This window comes from Gilliamella sp. ESL0441 (assembly GCF_019469185.1).
In the GTDB taxonomy this organism is placed as follows: Bacteria; Pseudomonadota; Gammaproteobacteria; order Enterobacterales; family Orbaceae; genus Gilliamella.
Window position 1 is genome coordinate 1,750,375 of the sequence record NZ_CP048264.1, and the last position, 20,842, is coordinate 1,771,216.

18 protein-coding genes and 1 tRNA gene are annotated in these 20,842 nt (G+C 36.0%); 5 read left to right on the forward strand and 14 right to left on the reverse strand.

From position 1 onward, the window contains the following. Positions 1 to 4: 4 nt before the first annotated feature. The 3 genes from tssK to tssB form a co-directional block, all read right to left on the reverse strand. On the reverse strand, positions 5 to 1,357 hold the full coding sequence (gene tssK / locus GYM75_RS07825; RefSeq protein WP_220215420.1) for a type VI secretion system baseplate subunit TssK: 1,353 nt from the start codon (positions 1,355 to 1,357) through the stop codon (positions 5 to 7). A gap of 48 nt (positions 1,358 to 1,405) precedes the next feature. Next, entirely contained in the window at positions 1,406 to 2,935 is a 1,530-nt protein-coding gene (gene tssC / locus GYM75_RS07830; RefSeq protein WP_220215421.1) for a type VI secretion system contractile sheath large subunit, read from the reverse strand. A 64-nt stretch (positions 2,936 to 2,999) separates the two neighbouring features. Then, positions 3,000 to 3,500 (reverse strand): type VI secretion system contractile sheath small subunit, encoded by a 501-nt coding sequence (gene tssB / locus GYM75_RS07835; RefSeq protein ID WP_220215422.1) that lies wholly within the window; start codon positions 3,498 to 3,500, stop codon positions 3,000 to 3,002. A 582-nt stretch (positions 3,501 to 4,082) separates the two neighbouring features. On the opposite strand from tssB, the gene GYM75_RS07840 reads away from it, so the two are divergent. From GYM75_RS07840 to GYM75_RS07855, 4 genes are read left to right on the forward strand one after another with little or no spacing between them, the layout of a single operon-like run. Continuing rightward, complete coding sequence (locus tag GYM75_RS07840; protein WP_220215423.1) at positions 4,083 to 5,006, forward strand: metal ABC transporter substrate-binding protein; 924 nt, start codon at positions 4,083 to 4,085, stop codon at positions 5,004 to 5,006. Next, positions 5,003 to 5,914 (forward strand): manganese/iron ABC transporter ATP-binding protein, encoded by a 912-nt coding sequence (locus tag GYM75_RS07845; RefSeq protein WP_220215424.1) that lies wholly within the window; start codon positions 5,003 to 5,005, stop codon positions 5,912 to 5,914. Before GYM75_RS07840 ends, GYM75_RS07845 begins: the two co-directional genes overlap by 4 nt. After that, on the forward strand, positions 5,895 to 6,764 hold the full coding sequence (locus GYM75_RS07850) for a metal ABC transporter permease (protein ID WP_370632170.1): 870 nt from the start codon (positions 5,895 to 5,897) through the stop codon (positions 6,762 to 6,764). Before GYM75_RS07845 ends, GYM75_RS07850 begins: the two co-directional genes overlap by 20 nt. Beyond that, positions 6,761 to 7,612, forward strand: coding sequence for a metal ABC transporter permease (locus GYM75_RS07855; protein WP_220215426.1), 852 nt, complete (start codon positions 6,761 to 6,763; stop codon positions 7,610 to 7,612). Before GYM75_RS07850 ends, GYM75_RS07855 begins: the two co-directional genes overlap by 4 nt. A gap of 55 nt (positions 7,613 to 7,667) precedes the next feature. On the opposite strand, the gene dnaB is transcribed toward GYM75_RS07855, so the two are convergent. The 3 genes from dnaB to GYM75_RS07870 are packed head-to-tail and all read right to left on the reverse strand — an operon-like array spanning position 7,668 to position 10,919. Beyond that, a complete protein-coding gene (dnaB, locus tag GYM75_RS07860; RefSeq protein WP_370632171.1) occupies positions 7,668 to 9,077 on the reverse strand; it encodes a replicative DNA helicase in 1,410 nt (469 codons plus the stop codon). Positions 9,078 to 9,136: 59 nt separating this feature from the next. Further along, positions 9,137 to 9,928, reverse strand: coding sequence for a tRNA pseudouridine(38-40) synthase TruA (gene truA / locus GYM75_RS07865; protein WP_220215428.1), 792 nt, complete (start codon positions 9,926 to 9,928; stop codon positions 9,137 to 9,139). After that, positions 9,915 to 10,919, reverse strand: a complete 1,005-nt coding sequence (locus tag GYM75_RS07870) for an aspartate-semialdehyde dehydrogenase (RefSeq protein WP_220215429.1) — start codon at positions 10,917 to 10,919, stop codon at positions 9,915 to 9,917. Before GYM75_RS07870 ends, truA begins: the two co-directional genes overlap by 14 nt. A 176-nt stretch (positions 10,920 to 11,095) precedes the next feature. On the opposite strand from GYM75_RS07870, the gene GYM75_RS07875 reads away from it, so the two are divergent. After that, entirely contained in the window at positions 11,096 to 12,145 is a 1,050-nt protein-coding gene (locus GYM75_RS07875) for a LacI family DNA-binding transcriptional regulator (protein ID WP_220215430.1), read from the forward strand. Between the two features lie 69 nt (positions 12,146 to 12,214). On the opposite strand, the gene truB is transcribed toward GYM75_RS07875, so the two are convergent. The 8 genes from truB to trpB all read right to left on the reverse strand — a co-directional run bounded on the left by truB (position 12,215) and on the right by trpB (position 20,838). Then, the gene (truB, locus tag GYM75_RS07880) at positions 12,215 to 13,132 is read right to left on the reverse strand and encodes a tRNA pseudouridine(55) synthase TruB (RefSeq protein WP_370632172.1); all 918 of its coding nucleotides are present in this window, start codon (positions 13,130 to 13,132) and stop codon (positions 12,215 to 12,217) included. 71 nt (positions 13,133 to 13,203) lie between these two features. Continuing rightward, positions 13,204 to 13,581, reverse strand: coding sequence for a 30S ribosome-binding factor RbfA (gene rbfA, locus GYM75_RS07885; RefSeq protein WP_220215432.1), 378 nt, complete (start codon positions 13,579 to 13,581; stop codon positions 13,204 to 13,206). Between the two features lie 69 nt (positions 13,582 to 13,650). Next, on the reverse strand, positions 13,651 to 16,356 hold the full coding sequence (gene infB, locus GYM75_RS07890; protein ID WP_220215433.1) for a translation initiation factor IF-2: 2,706 nt from the start codon (positions 16,354 to 16,356) through the stop codon (positions 13,651 to 13,653). A gap of 17 nt (positions 16,357 to 16,373) precedes the next feature. Continuing rightward, complete coding sequence (gene nusA, locus GYM75_RS07895) at positions 16,374 to 17,849, reverse strand: transcription termination factor NusA (RefSeq protein ID WP_220215434.1); 1,476 nt, start codon at positions 17,847 to 17,849, stop codon at positions 16,374 to 16,376. A 16-nt stretch (positions 17,850 to 17,865) separates the two neighbouring features. After that, a complete protein-coding gene (gene rimP, locus GYM75_RS07900; RefSeq protein WP_220215435.1) occupies positions 17,866 to 18,327 on the reverse strand; it encodes a ribosome maturation factor RimP in 462 nt (153 codons plus the stop codon). 192 nt (positions 18,328 to 18,519) lie between these two features. Further along, positions 18,520 to 18,596: transfer RNA gene (locus GYM75_RS07905), tRNA-Met, on the reverse strand. Positions 18,597 to 18,838: 242 nt separating this feature from the next. After that, complete coding sequence (gene trpA / locus GYM75_RS07910) at positions 18,839 to 19,648, reverse strand: tryptophan synthase subunit alpha (protein WP_220215436.1); 810 nt, start codon at positions 19,646 to 19,648, stop codon at positions 18,839 to 18,841. Beyond that, positions 19,645 to 20,838, reverse strand: a complete 1,194-nt coding sequence (trpB, locus tag GYM75_RS07915; RefSeq protein ID WP_255556761.1) for a tryptophan synthase subunit beta — start codon at positions 20,836 to 20,838, stop codon at positions 19,645 to 19,647. The genes trpA and trpB overlap by 4 nt, the downstream gene beginning before the upstream one ends. Positions 20,839 to 20,842: the final 4 nt, after the last annotated feature.

Genomic DNA, 20,842 nt, shown 5'->3' on the forward strand with positions numbered 1-20,842 from the left:
CGCCCTATGAACGCAATACAGCAAATAATTCTAATGTAATATCAGGCATTGCACGTGGTACATAGAATTCACAACACCGAGCAAGCAACATATTTTTTGCTGCACTATGAGAAAGATCGAGAGCAAAATATTGATTATCTAATCGCACAGGAACCGCTGCAGGCACATGACTTAATGCTTTAATCGGTATACCTGATAATGCTGAATGAATAATTTGTCTCACATCGTCAGGTGCACCAGCTTTACATAAGATTGGGAATCGTGATTGTAATTGATGACCAGGCATACTTGATTGTACCGAAAGATAAAAATCAGCATCTTCGGTAAGACGTGAATCATTCAATCGTCCTGTCCATAATGTATCTTTATCATGTACAAGATCTATTTTGATTACTCTTGATGGTAAGCTTTCTTCTAATAAATTACGAACTAATCCAAAAAGAGGAGGAAAAACATCATTGAGTTTTGTATGATCGTACGCAGGGATACCATCTACATCGTTGGTTAACGAAAACGTCAATAAAGCACCGGTTAAAGATGTTAGTGTTTCATAAAGTCTTTCGGGATGAATTGAAGGATTATCACGAAGAAATTTAAGTTGCGGTTCAAATGTATTCAACGCATTTAAAAGCCAGAATAGAGAGACATCTGCGGTAGCAAATTCGGCTATTTGCTGATTACGTTCATGACGCATTCCAGTCAAATGCTGACGTTTAGCTTTCATTTGAAGGCATAGAAGCTCTAACTCTTTTACAAGGGTTCCACTTTGGGTAAATAAATTTACCATCGGTGGCAGATAATCAGGATCCAATACAAATCGCCCATTTAAATCGCGTTTCAAACGTGCAATAGGACAGGTTAAATAATCGCTATGATTCTCAAAATCAAATAAAAAAGTTAAAGCATAATATTCAACGGCCATTGTTTCAACATTTTTACCCAATAAATCAGGAACTTCTACCCATTCTTTTCGAAAACGTAATGGTCGTTCAATTGATTGATTGTCTTGTAAACAGTTTCCACCATTAGCTTGTAATAATGGTAAACCAACAAAGACCGTAACTTCATCAAGGTCCATAGGAATTTCATTATTGAGTATCCGTGCTTCAGGTAATCTATCTGCGACATTGGTATTAATTAAAACACCATCAGAAAACCGCATACTGATTGAATCGGCTTGTAGCCGATCAACCGTAAGAGCTTGAGTATCAATAACTAAGCTTTCAATTCCCCACGGATTAGCTATCGAAAAGGCAGCTAATTTTTGAGAAGAAAATTGATCCCATAACGCTTGTTGTTGAAACTGTTGAGGTGCCAAAAATACACCTTCGCTCCACAATGGACGAAAAATTTTCATCTGTTTAAACACTCCTATTTTTAGATATTAATCAACTAAAATTTAAGCTTATTCTTTAGCTTTAGGCATTTGTGATACCATTGATAAATTAATATCCATTCCCTCGATTTGGAAATGAGGAACTAAGAATGTTTTAACACGGAAAAAGCCTGGATTATCTTCAATATCTTCAACAATAATTTTCGCTTGTCTTAATGGATGAGACGCCTGAACCTGATCACTTGGATTCGTCATTTCAGTAACCAAATTTTTAACCCATTTATTAAGTTCAAGTTCTAACATTCGTCTATCTTTTGTTGCACCGATATTTTCGCGTTGAATCACTTTTAGATAATGAGCTATACGTGATAATAAGAAAATATAAGGTAAACGTGCATTAATACGGCTATTTGAAGTCGCCTCTTTAGTATCATAAAGAGCCGGTTTTTGTGCAGAATTTGCTGAGAAGAAGCAAGCATAATCCCGATTTTTATAGAACGAAAGAGGAATAAATCCTAAATTTGCAAATTCAAATTCACGTGTTTCCGGAATAAGGACTTCTGTTGGGATTTTCATTTGGTTACCGGTTCCTAAATCATAAAGATGAATAGGAAGGTCTTCAACAAGTCCTCCAGATTGAGGTCCACGAATTTGAACACACCAACCATTACGAACAAAACTTTGCGCCATATTAGCTGCAAAAGCATAAGAAGCATTAGCCCATAAATAATTGTTATGGTCTAATCCCTTCACATCTTCAATATAGTTGAAGCTGCGAACTGGGATTGTGTCAGGGCCATAAGGTAAACGAGCAAGAACTCTAGGTAAAGTTAATCCGATATAACGAGAATCCTCAGTTTCACGGAAGCTATTCCATTTAGTGAATTCAGCACGGTCAAAATAGTTGGCAATATCTTTAATTGCAGCCACTTCTTCCATTGTTTCTTTACCAAAGAATTTAGGGCCCACTGACGTAATGAAAGGCATATGAGCAGATGCAGCAACTTTAGATACATTTCTTAATAATGCAATATCTTGTGGGCTACGATCGAACTCGTAATTTGAAATAGTCACCCCAATTGGTTCACCACCCGGAGTATCATATTCTTGAATATAAGTATGACGATAAAAACCAGTTTGATTAATTTCTGGCGCATCTTCAAAATCTTGGCGAAGCTCTTCTTTTGAAACGTCTAAAAGATCAATCTTCACGTTACGACGAAAATCAGTACGATCTACAAGGAATTTTAATCCACGCCAAGTTGATTCTATCTCTTGGAACGTTTCATTGTGCATAATGGCATCAAGTTGACGGCTTATTTTTTGGTCAATTTGACTAATATGGTAATCTAATAAATGTTTATCTAATTTTTCGATTTTTTGTGATGAACCTTGAATCAATTGAAGTAAAATATTGATTGCCATGGTGACACGTTCATCTTGAGATGATTCAAATAGAACTTCATTGTCTTGGTATTTTTCAATTTCACTAGCTGTTTTGATAGGATTTAAATTTATTTTATCAAATAGCGATTCATAAACACTATTATTTTGTTCCAATACAGTTTTATTTTCATTGTTTTGTGATTGTACGTTCATTACTTTTTCTCTAAATTATTTTAATAACCTTATATCCATTTATAACGATATGATCTATTTGTTATTATTTATTGCTTTCAGAAACGATTGACTCTAATTCAGCGCGAAGTTCATCGGATAATTGCTCATCCTTCACAATTTTTTCAAGCTCACGGCGAAAAGTCGCATTATCTAACAAGTTCGATTTTAGATCTTTTAAAAGATTACGCATTGCAAGTAAAGAACGAAGTTCAGGTACTTTTTTTGCTACTTGCTCTGGTGTAAAATCGTTCATTGACTGAAAAGATAAATCTACACAAATTTCACTTCCATCGTCAGCTAATTTGTTTGGCACTGTAATTTTTGCTTCTGGATTAAAGTTATTCAATACAGCATCAAAATTATTCTTATCAACCGATACTTTTTGCTTATCTGAAAGTGAACGCTTGTCTTTTCCTCGACCATAATCACCTACAGATAAAATTTTGAGTGGTAATTCAACCTTTTTACTAGCCCCGTTAGTGTGCAAATCTAAGCTAATATTTACACGAGCAGCAGGAACTTCTTTTTGATAACTGTTTGACATATTTTCTCCTATATTTCCTTTCAAGATTGAAATTCACTCAATCTTAAGTTGCTAATAAAGTACACGAATCAAGGATAAATTACAATCTTAAGTATTAAATTTATTTATTCAATTTTAATAATTTAGTTGAATAACCCAAATAGCAGAAAGTTTTTGACCGACTTTTGTAAATAATCACATGAGCATTTATTGAACAGCAATAATGGACTGTTATGTTATGCTTGAATAAATAAGAAAAAATTGAATGCTAAAATGACCTACATAACAGCATCATCTATCGCTTAAATAGTTGTAAATTTATATAAATTAAATTGTTTTTTGATAAAATTTGTAAGCAAACTTAAGCAATAATCAGTATAAAATAGATATAAAAAAATTGACATCCTACTATTAAATGATAATAATTCTCATTAGCGTTAAAGTTTTACTCAACATTGTCTGATTGTTTTATCGCAGCACACTATATTTGAACTAAGTTATAAAGATTTATGATGGAAAATTATCTAATAAAAGCAAATATCATAAAACCAATTTTCTTAATCAGATAGATACTGGTTATGCATTACACAAAAGGAGTCGTCAATGAAATTAAATGTTTTAAATAACCGCAAATCATTATTAAATTTAATATTAACATCTTTAATCATTTTTATTGGCATCACTGACTCGGCTATAGCATCAGAAAAAAAATTTAAAGTTGTGACAACATTTACTGTAATTCAAGATATTGCACAAAATGTAGCTGGAGATGCAGCAATTGTTGAATCAATAACTAAAGTGGGGGCGGAAATTCATGAGTACGATCCCACACCTAAAGATATTACTAGAGCACTTTCAGCTGATTTGATCTTATGGAATGGATTAAATTTAGAATTGTGGTTTAAAAGATTTTTTGAAGATATCAAAAATGTACCTGCGGTTGTGGTAACTGAGGGTATCGAACCGATGCCAATTCAAGAAGGAAGTTATAAAGGTAATCCGAACCCACACGCTTGGATGTCCCCAACACTTGCCTTGACTTATATTGAAAATATTCGTGCTGCTTTTGTCAAATATGATCCTAAAAATGCGGATATATATAATAAAAATGCAGCAAGCTATATAGCAAAAATTAAAGCCCTAGATGCTCCACTACGAGAACGTTTAGCTAAAATTCCAGAATCACAACGTTGGTTAGTCACCAGTGAAGGGGCTTTTAGTTATTTGGCAAGAGATTATAATCTTAAAGAAGCGTATTTGTGGCCAATTAATGCTGAGCAACAAGGCACACCTAAACAAGTTAAAAATCTGATTGATACTGTGCGTAAAAATAACATTCCGGTTGTTTTTAGTGAAAGTACTATTTCGGATAAACCAGCTAAACAAGTAAGTAAAGAGACGGGCGCTAAGTATGGCGGTGTGTTATATGTGGACTCATTGTCAACTAAAGATGGCCCTGTTCCAAGCTATATCGATTTATTAAAAGTTACCGTTGAAACAATCGTTGAGGGGTTTGAAAAACCATGAGTCAAATTTGTTTAGACATTAATGATATAACCGTAACTTATAATAACGGTCATACAGCCATACATAATGCAAGCTTTATTTTAGGTGGTGGAACAATATGTGCGCTTGTTGGAGTCAACGGTAGTGGTAAATCTACCTTATTCAAAAGCATTATGGGAATGGTAAAACCTACCAAAGGTAAGGTTTTATTCAATAATATGCCTATCAAACAAGCATTGAAGAAAAATATTATTGCTTATGTACCACAAACAGAAGAAGTTGATTGGGATTTTCCTGTGTTAGTCTCTGATGTGGTGATGATGGGACGTTATGGACATATGTCTTTTTTACGTATCCCAAGTAAAGAAGATAAAAAACAAGTTGATATTGCGCTACAGCGTGTCGATATGCTTGAGTACAAAAATCGACAAATCGGTGAGCTTTCTGGAGGTCAAAAAAAGCGAGTATTTTTAGCCCGAGCTTTAGCACAACAAGGAAAAGTCCTTCTATTAGATGAACCTTTTACTGGAGTCGATGTAAAAACAGAAAATGCAATTATTGATCTTCTTAAATCACTTCGTGAAGATGGGCATCTTATCTTGGTTTCAACACATAACTTAGGAAGTGTACCTGATTTTTGTGATCAAGTGGTGCTTATCAACCAAACTGTTTTAGCTTTTGGTCCTACAGAAACTACTTTTACGCCACAAAATCTAATGAAGACTTTTGGCGGAGCACTTCGATACTTGAGCTTATCGGGTGAACAACTGCATGAAGACGAGGACCCACGCAAAGTATCCATTTTAACCGATGATGAAAGAGCAGCTATTTTTTATGGTGAGAGTGGTGATGATGCCCTTCATCAAAATTTACTGGTTGATCATCATACCTGTAACCAAAAGGACAGCAATAATGGAAATCTTACTTGAGCCCTTCGCTTACAACTTTATGTTTAAAGCTATTTGGGTTAGTAGCATTGTTGGTGCTGCATGTGCTTTTTTATCTGCTTTTTTGATGTTAAAAGGTTGGTCATTAATGGGGGATGCGCTATCACATTCTGTTGTACCTGGAGTGGCAGGTGCTTATGCGCTTGGGCTTCCCTACTCTATCGGCGCTTTTTTTACCGGTTTACTTGCTGCACTATCAATTACTTTAGTTCGTGCCATTACTCGATTAAAAGAAGATGCAATAATTGGTTTTATTTTTTCCACATTTTTTGCTATTGGATTATTAATCATTTCATTAAATCCAACATCAGTTAATGCTCAAACAATTATATTTGGTAATATACTGGGAATTGATGATAGTGATATGTGGCAAGTTCAAATAATTATATTAGTTTCTTTTACTTTACTCTTTCTTTTCTGGAAAGATTTATTGGTTGTTTTTTTTGATGAAACCCATGCCAGATCAATTGGCTTAAAACCACTTCAATTAAAAATCCTATTTTTTACTATTTTAAGCGCGTGTACTGTTGCTGCATTACAAACAGTAGGAGCCATTTTAGTTATTGCGATGGTTGTTACTCCGGGTGCAACCGCCTATTTATTAACAAATCGATTTTCTCATTTACTTATTATTGCTGTAATAATTGGTACATTAACTAGTGCTATTGGCGCTTGGTTTAGTTACTTTCTTAATGGCGAAACAGGTGGTGTGATAGTCACTTTGCAAACTTTAATTTTTATTATGGTTTTTCTTTTTGCTCCTCAGCAAGGCTTAGTTGCTAATCGTCTTAGAGTCAGAAAAAATCGATTAATAGGGAGAACACAATCATGATGGCTTTATGGGATTATATTTGCTACCCATTTACGTTACCTCATATGCAAAGAGCTATAATAGCTGCGCTGGCTACCGGTATTGTCTGTGCATTACTTTCTTGCTTTTTAGTATTAAAAGGTTGGTCATTAATGGGGGATGCGATTTCACATGCAGTTTTACCGGGTATTGTAATAGCTTTTTTGATGGGAATTCCTATTATCATTGGTGCATTCGTTTCGGGATTGCTTTGTTCAATTACAACAGGCTATATCAAAGAGAATAGTCGCATTAAAGAAGATACCGTAATGGGTATTGTATTTTCAGGAATGTTTGCTTTCGGTTTAGTTCTATTTTCCAAAGTTGATACATCACAACATTTAAATCATATATTATTCGGTAGTGTATTAGGTACCAGCTATAATGAATTAAAACAAATTTTATTAATCGCTATCATTGTTTCATTAATTATAATAATTAAACGGCGGGATCTGATGTTATATTGTTTTGATCCTATACAAGCAAAAGTGGTAGGATTACCAGTCAAACTTTTACATTACGGATTGTTAAGTATTCTAGCATTAACTATCGTTGGCTCACTTAAAGCTGCTGGTGTTATTTTAGTTATCGCTATGTTAATTGCACCGGGTATTACTGCTTTTTTATTATGCAAACGCTTTGAATGGATGTTAGTTATTGCTGTTATTGTTTCCGCTTTTTCTACGGTTTTAGGAACATTTATTAGTTATTATCTTGATGCTTCCACCAGTGCCTGCATCGTCATTTTACAAGCCATTATTTTTATATTAGCTCAAATTTATCGATTCACAGAAAACAGAATCGCAATGAAAGTGAAATTATCGCAATAGTGTAATTGTCAAATTGAAACAATTACACTATGACTTTTTAAAATTAATAAACAGATTATTCATCATCCATATATTTACTGGAATCAGCATAATTATCGAAGCGTGAAAATTGACCTTGGAATTTTAATCTAACTTTACCTATTGGGCCATTACGCTGTTTACCTAAAATAATTTCAGCAATGCCTTTATGTTCAGACGCTTCGTTATATACTTCATCACGATATATAAACATAATTACGTCGGCATCTTGTTCAATGGAGCCAGATTCACGTAAATCCGAGTTAACCGGTCGTTTATCAGCTCGCTGTTCTAGACTACGATTAAGCTGTGATAGCGCAACAACGGGGATTTGTAATTCTTTAGCTAACGCCTTCAATGAACGTGAAATTTCAGCAATTTCTAAGGTTCTGTTTTCAGACATATTAGGGACACGCATCAACTGTAAATAATCGACCATAATCATGCTCAAACCTTTATGTTCACGATATATGCGTCGCGCTCTTGATCGCAACTCCATTGGCGTTAAGCCTGATGAATCATCAATATATATATTTTTCTTTTCAAGTAGTAACCCCATCGTACTTGAAATACGAGCCCAATCATCATCTTTTAATTGCCCTGTTCTAATCCGTGTTTGATCTACACGAGACAAAGAGGCAAGCATCCGCATCATAATTTGCTCTGAAGGCATCTCTAAGCTAAATATCAATACTGGCTTTTCTTGCATCATTGCAGCATTTTCACACAGGTTCATAGCGAAAGTTGTTTTTCCCATAGATGGACGTGCAGCAATAATGATAAGATCGGAGCGTTGTAATCCAGCCGTTTTTTTATCTAAATCAAGAAAACCGGTAGAAACACCTGTCACGCCATCATGTGGACGCTGGAAAAGCTCCTCAATTTTTGCAACGGTTGCTTCTAATACTTCTGTTATGCTTTTAGGACCTTCTCCTTGTTTAGTTCGACTCTCCGCTATCTGAAATATTTTACTCTCAGCTAAATCTAAAATTTCAGTACTATCTCGCCCTTCTGTAGAATAACAGTTATCCGCAATTTCATTTGATGCGCTAATTAGTTCACGTAAAATCGCTTGCTGACGAATGATATCACTATATGCCACGACATTAATCGCACTTGGGGTGTTTTTGGATAATTCAGCTAAATAAGCAAATCCCCCTACGTCGGCAAGCAGATCTTTACTTTCTAAACTTTCTGAAAGTGTTATTAAATCTATAGGTGTTCCTTTACCGACTAAAATATGCATCTCAGCAAAAATGAGCTGATGATGGCGTGAATAAAAATCACGCTCAGTTATCATTTCAGCAACAACATCCCAACGCTGATTATCAAGCATTAAACTACCGAGCACCGCTTGCTCAGCCTCTATTGAATGGGGTGGCAACTTCAAACTATGTAGTTTGGAGTTTTTCGCATTTTGATTATTACCTTCTTTATTGGTAATGATTTCATCAGTATTCATTAGATTCATCTTTGTTAATTTAATTCGTATTTAAACCTTTTTATTTAGCCTAAAAATAAGGGACCTAATCTAAGATTTGGTATTTGATATTCTACTGGATAATCCACTTGAACTAAATATAAACCATCAGGTTTTGCTGTTGCTGCCGCTTGCGTTCTATCTTTCATATGCAAAAGCTCATCAATCCATTCAGGTTTTTTATTACCACAACCAACTTCAATTAAACTTCCAACAATATTACGTACCATATGATGGACAAAAGCATTAGCTTTAATATCGACAATCACATATTCGCCTTGTCTGGTCACATTAATATGATGAATGTTTCGCCAAGGGGTTAATGATTGGCACTGTGCAGCCCGAAATGATGAAAAATCATTTTCACCTAATAAATATTGAGCTGCCTGATGCATTAAAGCTTCATCCAAGGGTAAATAATAATGTGATACCCCATTGGCTAAAATAGCAGGTCGATAACGATGATTATAAATAATATAACGATAACGTCGAGCCGTTGCACTAAATCTTGCATGAAAGCTTTCTGAAACAGATTGAGACCATCTTACTGCTATATTTGCAGGTAAATGAGAGTTAACGCCCATTGTCCAAGCACTCTGAGATCGCTCAACTTTAGTTTCGAAATGAATAACTTGCCCGGTTGCATGAACGCCGGCATCTGTTCGACCGGCACAGAAAATAGCTATCGGCTCATCTGCGATGATTGATAAGGCGTTCTCTAACCTTTCTTGGATCGAATCAACCGATGATTGACGTTGCCAGCCAAAATAGCCACTTCCATCATATTCAATTCCTAAAGCAACTTTAGAGATAGTCATTGATGAGGATCTCTAGTGTCTCTACTAACATTAATCCACCTAAATATCGGATATTATCAGCAACAGACCAGAATTGAATTTGTTCATAATGACCATAACTGTGTCTTAAATTAGATAGTTTAATTGTCAAATTAGTCTCTGATTCTGTATTAACTTCGGTAACTGGAGTGGGTAGATCATCTTCTTGAACTTCTACGCCAAACTCACTAAAACGCCCTACATCTAGTTCAATAGGTAAACTGCTAGACACATTCACAGATTGAGCTAAGCCATAAAATACTGGAACAATTATCGATTCTGTAGAGATAGGTAATTGATAATTGTTTATAACCTTACGAATTTGATTTATCTGTGATTTTTCACCAAATGTCACATCATCAAGTTCATGCGATATGGGCAACAAATTAAACGCAAGTTGTTTATCGAATAATGCATTTTCAACAGGCATTCCATTTAATAAGCGTGCACTCTGACCGGCTAATTCATCCACTCCAGGCTTCCCATACAGAGAAGAAGGAATAAAACTCGTCATATGTAAATTAGTCAGTAACGCAATGTCTGTCAATGAAGCTACACAACGCAATAACTGTGCAACTGGGGCAGTTGCAACTGCAATAATATTCTCATTACGATATTCAGTTAATACATTATTATTTACTTGTGGAACGATGAGTGGAATATGATCCTGATCGGCAAAATAACCACTAGCATCAATCACTATACAACCAGACTGTGCAGCAAGTTGTGCATATTTTTCGCTAATTTTTGCACCTGCTACAAAAAAAGCAAAATGGCATTGACTCCAATCCATTTTTGAAGATTCAATTACAGTTAAATTTTTACCGGCAAAACGAACTATTTCACCTTCACTATTATCACTACCTACCAGATAAAGATGTTCAATTTCAATCGTTCGATGTTGCAATAAATCAACTAGTGCAGAACCAACCTGCCCAGTTGCACCCACAATGGCAATATTCCATGCTGACATATATAAACCCAATCAGATAAAAGTTAATGATGATTATATCACTTTATTAATAAAAGTAGCCGAAAAAGAGAGTGATTATTTTTGGAAGATAGATCGATAAATCTATTTTTGTTGAGTTACAAAATCATTGATAAGCATTAGAGTAATTCATAGATAACTTTTTTGACACTATTAACATGAAGAAAATAACATTAACGACCATTGCAAAACAAGCTAATGTATCAATTGCTACGGTTTCCAGAGTCTTAAATACACCAAATTTAACTTCTCCTGAAACTCAATCTCGTGTTTATCAAACTATTGAAAAATTGAACATTGATACTTCTACATATCTTAAACCCATTCATACCATCCCCGAAAATAAAAAAATATTAATTATCGATAATCAGTTTTTCTCTAGGAGTTTAATTAATTTAGGGGTAGAAAACAGGTTAAAACAAAATGGTTATAAATTTTTCTATTTACGTTTCCCTTATGATGATAAAAATGATATTCATCATTTAATCAGATATGTTACACAAAACCTTTTCGATGGCATTATTATCATCAATGATGCCGCTTATTTAAGTAATCTTGTGCAGTATAAAACGACATTACCGCCAATGATATTAGTTAACCATTTTTCACTTGATTTTACATGTTTCTATTTCGATCATTTAACAATAGCCTTTAATATTACTCAATATTTAGTTCATCAGTCACATAAAAAAATCGCAGTTATTTTAAATGATAGCAATAAAATCAGTTCGTCACTCTTTTTACAAGGTTACCAGCAAGCTCTGCTAAGAGCTAATATTGAATTTGATCCTAATTATCTTATTCATCATTGCTTTAGTTACGAACAGGGTCGTTCAGCAATTAAAAAATTAATTGAAAGCAATAAACCACCTACCGCTATAATTTGTACTGATAATATTCATTTAAATTATACGGATGAACAATTTTATGAACTGAAAGATTTTCAACAACCTTTTGCTCCGGTTATGGGGATATTAGATCAAGTGAATGAAAGTAAAAAACAATTAACTACTCCTTTCACTATCACTTATATTAATCATTCCAAAGATCGTCTATATAATGAGTTGGATAAACTTAGTCGAATTTATAAACCTTTATATAAGATGGGACAGGAAGCAGCCAGTTTACTTTGTGATATTCTTAAACATAATAGTCCTTCATCGTTGCAATATCATCTTGTAGAAACCGAATCCATTTTTATTAATTAATGCTAGTTGAAATATAATATTGAATAACATTGATAATATTACAGCACCAATTTTTATGCCCGCTTAATTTTATAATGATATCAGACGTTTAGGAGATAACTTATTGTTTGTTTGAATGCCAGCTCCGATAAATCGTTGATCTTGATAAATTCTCACCAAATTTTCTTTAGTTGAAACATTAACCTCATTAATGGTTGAATCTATTTCAATCGTCCGACCTAACAAAATATTTTTGCCTTGTTGCTCAGAAAGTATTACTTTTGGATATTCATTCATTGGGCTATCAACTGGCATTAGTAACTCATCTTTATCGGCTAGGTTTTGTAAAGCATCTAATGTGACCATTTTTTTGATTGGATAATTAGAAACCTGCAATCGTCTTAAATATATGACATGTGCACCACACCCCAGTAGTTCACCTAAATCATCAATAATCGTTCGAATATAAGTTCCTTTAGAGCAATGTATTTCCAATGTTAATTCATGATTAGTAACATCGAACTGAATGAATTGATTTTCATAAACGGTAATGGGTCTCGCTTCTCGTTCAATGACAATGCCTTGACGGGCATATTCATATAGTGGTTTACCTTGGTGCTTTAATGCCGAAAACATGGTTGGCACTTGTAAAATATCCCCACGAAAATGCGTTAATGCTTCATCAATTTGTGATTGAGTAATATTGACTGGTTTAGAACAGATGATTTGACCATCTGCATCTGAAGTATCTGTTCGCTCACCTAGCTTAGCAATGACTTGATAACGTTTATCTGAATCTAACAAATATTGAGAAAACTTGGTCGCTTCACCAAAACAAATAGGTAACATGCCGGTGGCTAAAGGATCAAGAGCGCCTGTGTGCCCCGCTTTTTTCGCATTAAAAAGCCATTTAACTTTTTGTAATGCATCATTGGATGTCATGCCTTGTGGCTTATCTAACAATAAAACGCCGTGAAGATCACGGCGAGTTTTTTTTATATTCATGATGTCAACTTTGTACTAACGTGTAATGTAATTGTAACCAACTTCTTTTTTTGAAGTTTTATTGCCCAATAAAATTAATCTTTATGACGTTCGTTATCCTGTTTGATAACATCAGAGACCAAACTAGACATTTGCATTCCTTTAACCAATGATTCATCATAAAAGAACTTGATTTCTGGAATAATGCGTAATCGCATAGCTTTGCCAATTAAAGTACGAATGTATCCTTTCGCATCATTGAGTACGGTTAGACCCTGCTCAATAACTTGTGGATCATCGTCGTTTAAAAATGTCACAAATACTTTAGCGTAAGATAGATCACGTGAAATATCTACCCCCGAAACAGTAACCATGCCTAGACGTGGATCTTTGATTTCTCGTTGTAATATGACTGCAATTTCTTTTTGCAATTCATGTCCAACTCGAGATGAGCGATTAAATGCTTTTGCCATATCTATTTTCCTTAAAATATGAATAAGCAAGGTATAAACCTTGCTTATAACATGGTTGTATTATCAATCTTAGATTGTACGCTTGATTTCGATAGTTTCAAAGACTTCGATAGAATCGCCAACACGCACATCATTGTAGTTACGTACACCAATACCACATTCCATGCCGTTACGAACTTCATTAACATCATCTTTAAAGCGACGTAATGATTCAAGTTCGCCTTCATAGATAACAACGTTATCACGTAAAACACGGATTGGATTATGACGTTTAACCACACCTTCTGTGACCATACAACCAGCGATTGCACCAAATTTAGGCGATTTAAAGACATCGCGAACTTCCGCAAGACCAATAATTTCTTGCTTATATTCTGGTGCTAACATACCACTCATGGCTTGTTTCACTTCATCTATTAGATCATAAATAACTGAGTAATAGCGAAGGTCTAAATTTTCTGATTCAATCACTTTTCGTGCAGAGGCATCGGCACGTACGTTGAAGCCTAAAATAATAGCATTCGATGCTGCCGCAAGGGATGCATCCGTTTCGGTAATTCCGCCGACACCCGAACCAATAATTTTGACTTTAACTTCATCGGTTGAAAGTTTAAGTAATGAGTCAGAAATCGCTTCAACCGAACCTTGAACGTCGGCTTTTAGCACGATATTAAGTTCAGATACATCACCTTCAGTCATGTTAGTAAACATGTTTTCAAGTTTCGCTTTTTGCTGACGAGCAAGTTTAACATCACGGAATTTGCCTTGACGATATAATGCCACTTCACGTGCTTTCTTTTCATCACGTACAACAGTTGCTTCATCACCAGCAGAAGGTACGCCCGATAGACCAAGTATTTCAACAGGAATTGATGGCCCCGCTTCGGTCACTTCTTTACCTAATTCGTTGCGCATTGCACGAATACGACCATATTCAAATCCACATAAAACGATATCACCTTTACGTAAGGTACCTGATTGAACAAGTACTGTTGCAACCGATCCACGACCTTTATCAAGGAATGATTCGATAACCACACCACTTGCCATACCAGTTTCATATGCGGTGAGTTCAAGCACTTCAGCTTGTAACAAAATGGCTTCAAGTAGTTGATCTATACCTGTTCCTGCTTTAGCTGACACATGAACAAATTGAGTGTCTCCGCCCCAATCTTCTGACATGACACCATATTGAGCAAGTTCACCTTTTACACGTTCTGGATCGGCTTCAGGTTTATCGATTTTGTTTACTGCAACAACCATGGGTACATTTGCAGCTTTAGCATGCTGGATTGCTTCGATAGTTTGAGGCATGACGCCATCATCTGCTGCCACGACAAGAACAACAATATCGGTCGCTCTTGCACCACGAGCACGCATTGAAGTAAATGCTGCATGTCCCGGTGTATCTAAGAAAGTGATCTCACCATTAGCCGTTTTAACATGATATGCACCGATATGCTGAGTAATACCACCAGCTTCGCCAGAAGCAACTTTTGCTTTACGAATATAGTCAAGCAATGAAGTTTTACCATGGTCTACATGTCCCATGATGGTCACAACTGGAGCACGTGATACTTTTTCAGCACCCGTATCGCGATCACTCATTAATGACTCTTCTAGTTCATTTTCACGGCGTAGAACAACTTTATGTCCCATCTCTTCAGCAACTAATTGTGCTGTTTCTTGGTCAATCACTTGGTTAATGGTTGCCATAGCACCCATTTTCATCATCGTTTTGATAACCTCTGAACCTTTGACTGCCATTTTGTTAGCAAGTTCAGCAACGGTAATGGTTTCACCGATAACGACATCTCGGTTAACGGCTTGAACAGGTTTATTAAAACTTTGTTGTAAGGTACTTTTACCTTTCTTTTTATGGCTACTGCGCGTTACTGCTCGTGCTTCTTCGCGTTCTGCTTTACCTTCAGATAATTTACTGCTTTTTTTCTGCTTGGTTTGTTTAGCATTACGTCCGCGTCCTCGCCCACCTTCAACTTCACGATCAGTATCATCTTCAGCAGCTCTTGCATATTTAGATGTCGTAACATGATAATCTTCATCATCAGAGTTATCAGTGTCATCGACATCATTATATTGTTCAGCTAATTTTCGAGCTTCTTCCGCCATACGCTTAGCTTCGGCTTCCAGTTTTCGACGATTTTCTTCTTCAGCTTTTCGTTTTATTTCATTAGCTTCAGCTTCTAAACGTGCTTTTTCTTCTTGGGCTTTTTTCACTTTAGGATCTACAGTTGGCTCTTGCACCGCTTTGGTAACTGGTTTATTTTGTTCATCTTGTTTAGATTTTTCTTCTTGGGCGCGTTTTTTAGCTTCAGCTTCTGCAAGTTTCTTAGATTCTTGCTCTGCTCTCAATCTCTCTTTTTCTTGCGCTTCTTTTTGAGCTTTCAGTTCAGCTTCCTTCTGTGCTTTCTGCTCAGCTTCTTGTTTTGCCTTTAATTCAGCCTCAAGTCGCGCTTTCTCTAATTCAGCAGGATCTTGTTTAACAATAGTGCGTTTTTTTCGCACTTCTACTTTAATTTCTTTGCTTTTGCCACCACCACTCGATACATTCAAAGTAGAATGAGTTTTACGTTGTAATGTTAATTTTGTTGGCCCTTGCTGAGGATTCAAGTGAGCAAGCAAAGCTTCTTTTTCCTTTTGGGTCACAGTATCAGATGCACTTTTTTTAATTCCTGCATCGGCAAACTGTTGCAAAAGTGTTTGCACTGGAGTTTTGATCTCTTGAGCCAGTGTTTCGATTGATACTTTGGTCATGTGTTACTTTCCCTCAATTATTCATTTGCAAACCAACAAATATTACGTGCAGCCATAATAAAATCGCCAGCTTGATTACTTGTTAACCCTTCTATTCCCACAAGATCATCAGTACCTTGTTCAGCAAGATCTTCTAACGTTATTACGTCATGCTGAGCTAATTGATAGGCTAACTCTTGTGTCATACCTGGCAAATCTAAGAGATCTTGAGCAGGTCTTTTATCACCACTATTCGCTAATGCTATCGTGGTTAATGCATCTTTAGCTCGGTTTCTTAATGCTTCGACGAGTTCCTCATCAAGTTCTTCGATTTCTAGCAATTCATCAACCGGTACATAAGCAAGTTCTTCTAAAGAAGTAAAACCTTCTTCAACTAAAAGTTTTGCCAATTCTTCATCAATATCCAAATGTTTAATCAAATTATTGATTGCCGCAAATGATTCTGCATGATGTTTTTCTTGCAAATCTTCGGTACTCATCACATTTAACGTCCAGCCTGTAAGTTGTGATGCTAAACGAATATTTTGACCGTTACGACCAATAGCCTGTGGTAAGGTATCTGCATTGACAGCAACATCCATTGTATGTTTATCTTCATCAACGACAATGGAAACAACATCAGCAGGCGCCATGGCATTAATCACATATTGCGCAGGATTATCATCCCATAAAACGATATCGATACGTTCACCACCAAATTCATTGGATACAGCCTGAACACGAGCACCACGCATACCCACACAAGCACCAACTGGGTCTATACGCCGGTCATTGCTACTAACCGCTATTTTAGCTCGAGAACCTGGATCACGTGCAACCCCTTTGATATCAATCATTTCTTCACCGATTTCCGGTACCTCAATACGGAATAGCTCTTCCATCATTTGTGGATTTGAACGACTAATACAAAGTTGAGCTGGTTTATTATCTTGTTCAACTAGATACAAGATACCACGAACACGATCACCTATGCGGAAGTTTTCACGCGGTAGCATGTCATGACGTGTCATCATCGCATCAGCATTATTACCTAAATCAAGAATCACGCTTTCACGAGTTGTTTTTTTAACAATACCAGTAACAATATCACCAATTCGATTTCTGAACATGTCTATAATCATGGCACGTTCAGCTTCACGAACTTTTTGTACAATAACTTGTTTCGCGGTTTGTGTGGTAATACGATCGAAAGCAACCGATTCAATCTGTTCTTGAACATAGTCACCAACTTTTACAGAAGGATCTTCGTATTGTGCAGCTTCTAAAGTCATTTCTTTCGTTGGCTGAGTGACTTCGTTCACAACAAGCCAACGGCGGAAGGTGTCATAATCACCTGTTTTGTGATCAATTTTTACAACAACATCAATATCAACTGTATGCTTCTTTTTAGTTGCTGTCGCTAATGCGGTCTCTAAAGCTTCAAAAATTTTGTCTCGCGTTAATGCTTTTTCGTTTGATACTGCTTCAACCACAGCTAAAATTTCTTTATTCATCCTTTACACCCGTACTCTATTTAAGGTTAAAATTAGGTACAATGTTTGCTTTTTGTATATTACTAAAAGCAAATACCTCATCATTATTATCGACTGTTAATGTAATCATCTCATTATTGATGGATTTTATATGTCCTTTCCATTTACGACGATTAGCAACAGGAATGCGTAAACTCATCGTGATTTCTTCACCAATAAAACGTTGATAATGTTCAAGCGTGAATAAAGGTCTGTCCATACCTGGTGATGAAACTTCAAGATTATAAGCATCTTTGATAGGATCTTCGACATCAAGTACTGCACTAATTTGTCGACTAACATCAGCACAATCATCAACAGTAATACCCTTTTCACTATCAATATAAACTCGTAACACTGGATACCGACCACGAATATATTCAATACCGACTAATTCAAAACCAAGCGCATTCACTGGCTCTTGAATAATTTCAGTCAATTGCTGTTCAATATTAGCCAAACAAACCTCCACTGCAGAAAATAAAAAAGGGCATAAAGCCCAACATTCCTTTTAAACTTACGCTTAAATTAATACACGAAAAAAAACCTCGACATGCGAGGCTACATTTAAAACTAACTATAATGAAGCCACTTGATTCGAACTTTCATGCAATAATAACAGGATAAATTGATTTATGAATGAAAATTTAAGTGGTTGCGGGGGCTGGATTTGAACCAACGACCTTCGGGTTATGAGCCCGACGAGCTACCAAGCTGCTCCACCCCGCGATAGATGGTTGATGAGTATACTTGATTTTGAATAAAATGCAACTGAAAATAATGCTTTTTTGACACTTTTACTTGAAGTTATTGAAATAACTCAGTTAGTCATTTTATCTTAGCTAATAATAATTTTTTCATTATTATATCGAAAAAAACATTATTTTATTTTCTGATGAAATCCAAAGGAATTCCGCTGAATTCTCAGCGGAAAAACTGTTTTTGTCATTTAATTTAACTCACTATTTTTATTAACTATGTTGAGTTGCATTTTTCATGTTTTTGACAAAAGTACTTAATTCACTCAACATGTTATTGGGATTATCTAGATTTTTCTCAATTATTTTTACTGTTGCTGATCCAGCAATAGCACCTGCTGCACCGAATTTAATAACTTCATTAACTTGACAAGGTTCAGAAATACCAAATCCTTGAATAGCAGGAGGCGCACCAAATTCAATAAGCTTTTTCAATAAATGGGTAAGGGGTTTATTGGCACGATTTTCCGTCCCTGTCACACCAGAGCGAGATACTAAATAAGTATACGCTTTACCATATTTAGCAATATTTTTAATTACTTCATCATCGGCATTTGGTGGACAAATAAATATTGGAGCAATGCCGTGTTTTTCCGCTGAGACTATAAACTCTTGTGCATACTCAACAGGTAAATCTGCAATCAACACTGAATCTACGCCTGCTTTAGCGCACTTGGCATAGAAGTTATCAATACCATTTTTAAATACTAAGTTAGCATAGATGAGTAATCCAATAGGGATATTGGCATTATGATTTCTGATGTTGGTTAAAATATCGAAGCATTTATCTACGGTGATACCACCTTGAAATGCCCGAATATTGGCGTTTTGAATAGTTGGACCATCCGCCATGGGATCCGAAAATGGAATGCCTAGTTCCAATGCATCAGCACCCGCATCAATTAATGTTTGAATTATTTGTAATGAGAGCTCTGGATTGGGATCACCAACGGGAACAAAAGGAACAAATGCACCTCGTTTTTCTTGCTTTAACTTATCAAACAGTTTTTGATAACGGCTCATTCGACTTCTCCTTTTGCTTTTAAAATATCATAAACAGTAAAGATATCTTTATCCCCACGACCTGATAAATTGACGATTAATAACTGTTCTTTATTTGGGTTTTCCTTGATCATCTTGATAGCATAAGCTAAGGCATGCGATGACTCTAATGCTGGGATAATGCCTTCACTACGTGATAGAGCCTTAAAGGCGGCTAATGCTTCGTCATCAGTAATCGACACATAATCAGCCCGTCCGATACTGTCTAAATAAGCGTGTTGAGGCCCCACCGACGGAAAATCCAAACCCGCAGATATCGAGTAAGATTCTTCAATTTGTCCTTCATCGGTTTGCATCATTGGCGATTTCATCCCAAAATAAATGCCCAGTTTACCATGTTTTAATGATGCGCCATGCTCGCCACTTTCAATACCATGACCACCCGGTTCAACACCAATTAATCTAACCGATTTATCTTCAATAAAATTGGCAAACATCCCGATAGCATTTGACCCACCACCAACACAAGCAATGACAGCATCAGGCAAACGCCCTTCTTTTTCTAAAATTTGCTGTTTTGCTTCACGGCTGATCATTTGTTGAAACTCTCGGACAATGGTTGGAAAAGGATGCGGTCCAGCAGCAGTACCTAACATATAATGTGCTTTTTCATAACTACCAGACCAGTCTCGTAATGCTTCATTACAAGCATCTTTTAATGTTGCAGAGCCTGTTTCAACAGGAATAACTGTTGCACCCATTAAACGCATTCTAAAGACATTAGGTGCTTGGCGCTTAACATCTTTTGCCCCCATATAAATACGACATTTTAAGCCTAAAAGTGCACATGCTAAAGCCGATGCAACGCCATGCTGCCCTGCACCTGTTTCGGCAATGATTTCCGTTTTGCCCATTCTTTTGGCTAATAAAGCTTGCCCTAATACCTGATTTGTTTTGTGTGCCCCACCATGCACAAGATCTTCTCGTTTTAAATAGAGTTTAGTTTTCGTACCCGCCGTTAAATTTTTACATAATGTGAGTGCTGTAGGTCGACCTGCATAGTTGACTAACAAATCGTTAAACTCTTTTTGGAAACTGGGATCGTTGATCGCAGAGATGAAAGCATCCTCAAGTTGCTCAAGTACAGGCATTAATATTTGAGGGACATATTGCCCGCCAAATTCACCAAAATAAGGATTTAATTTAGACATAACC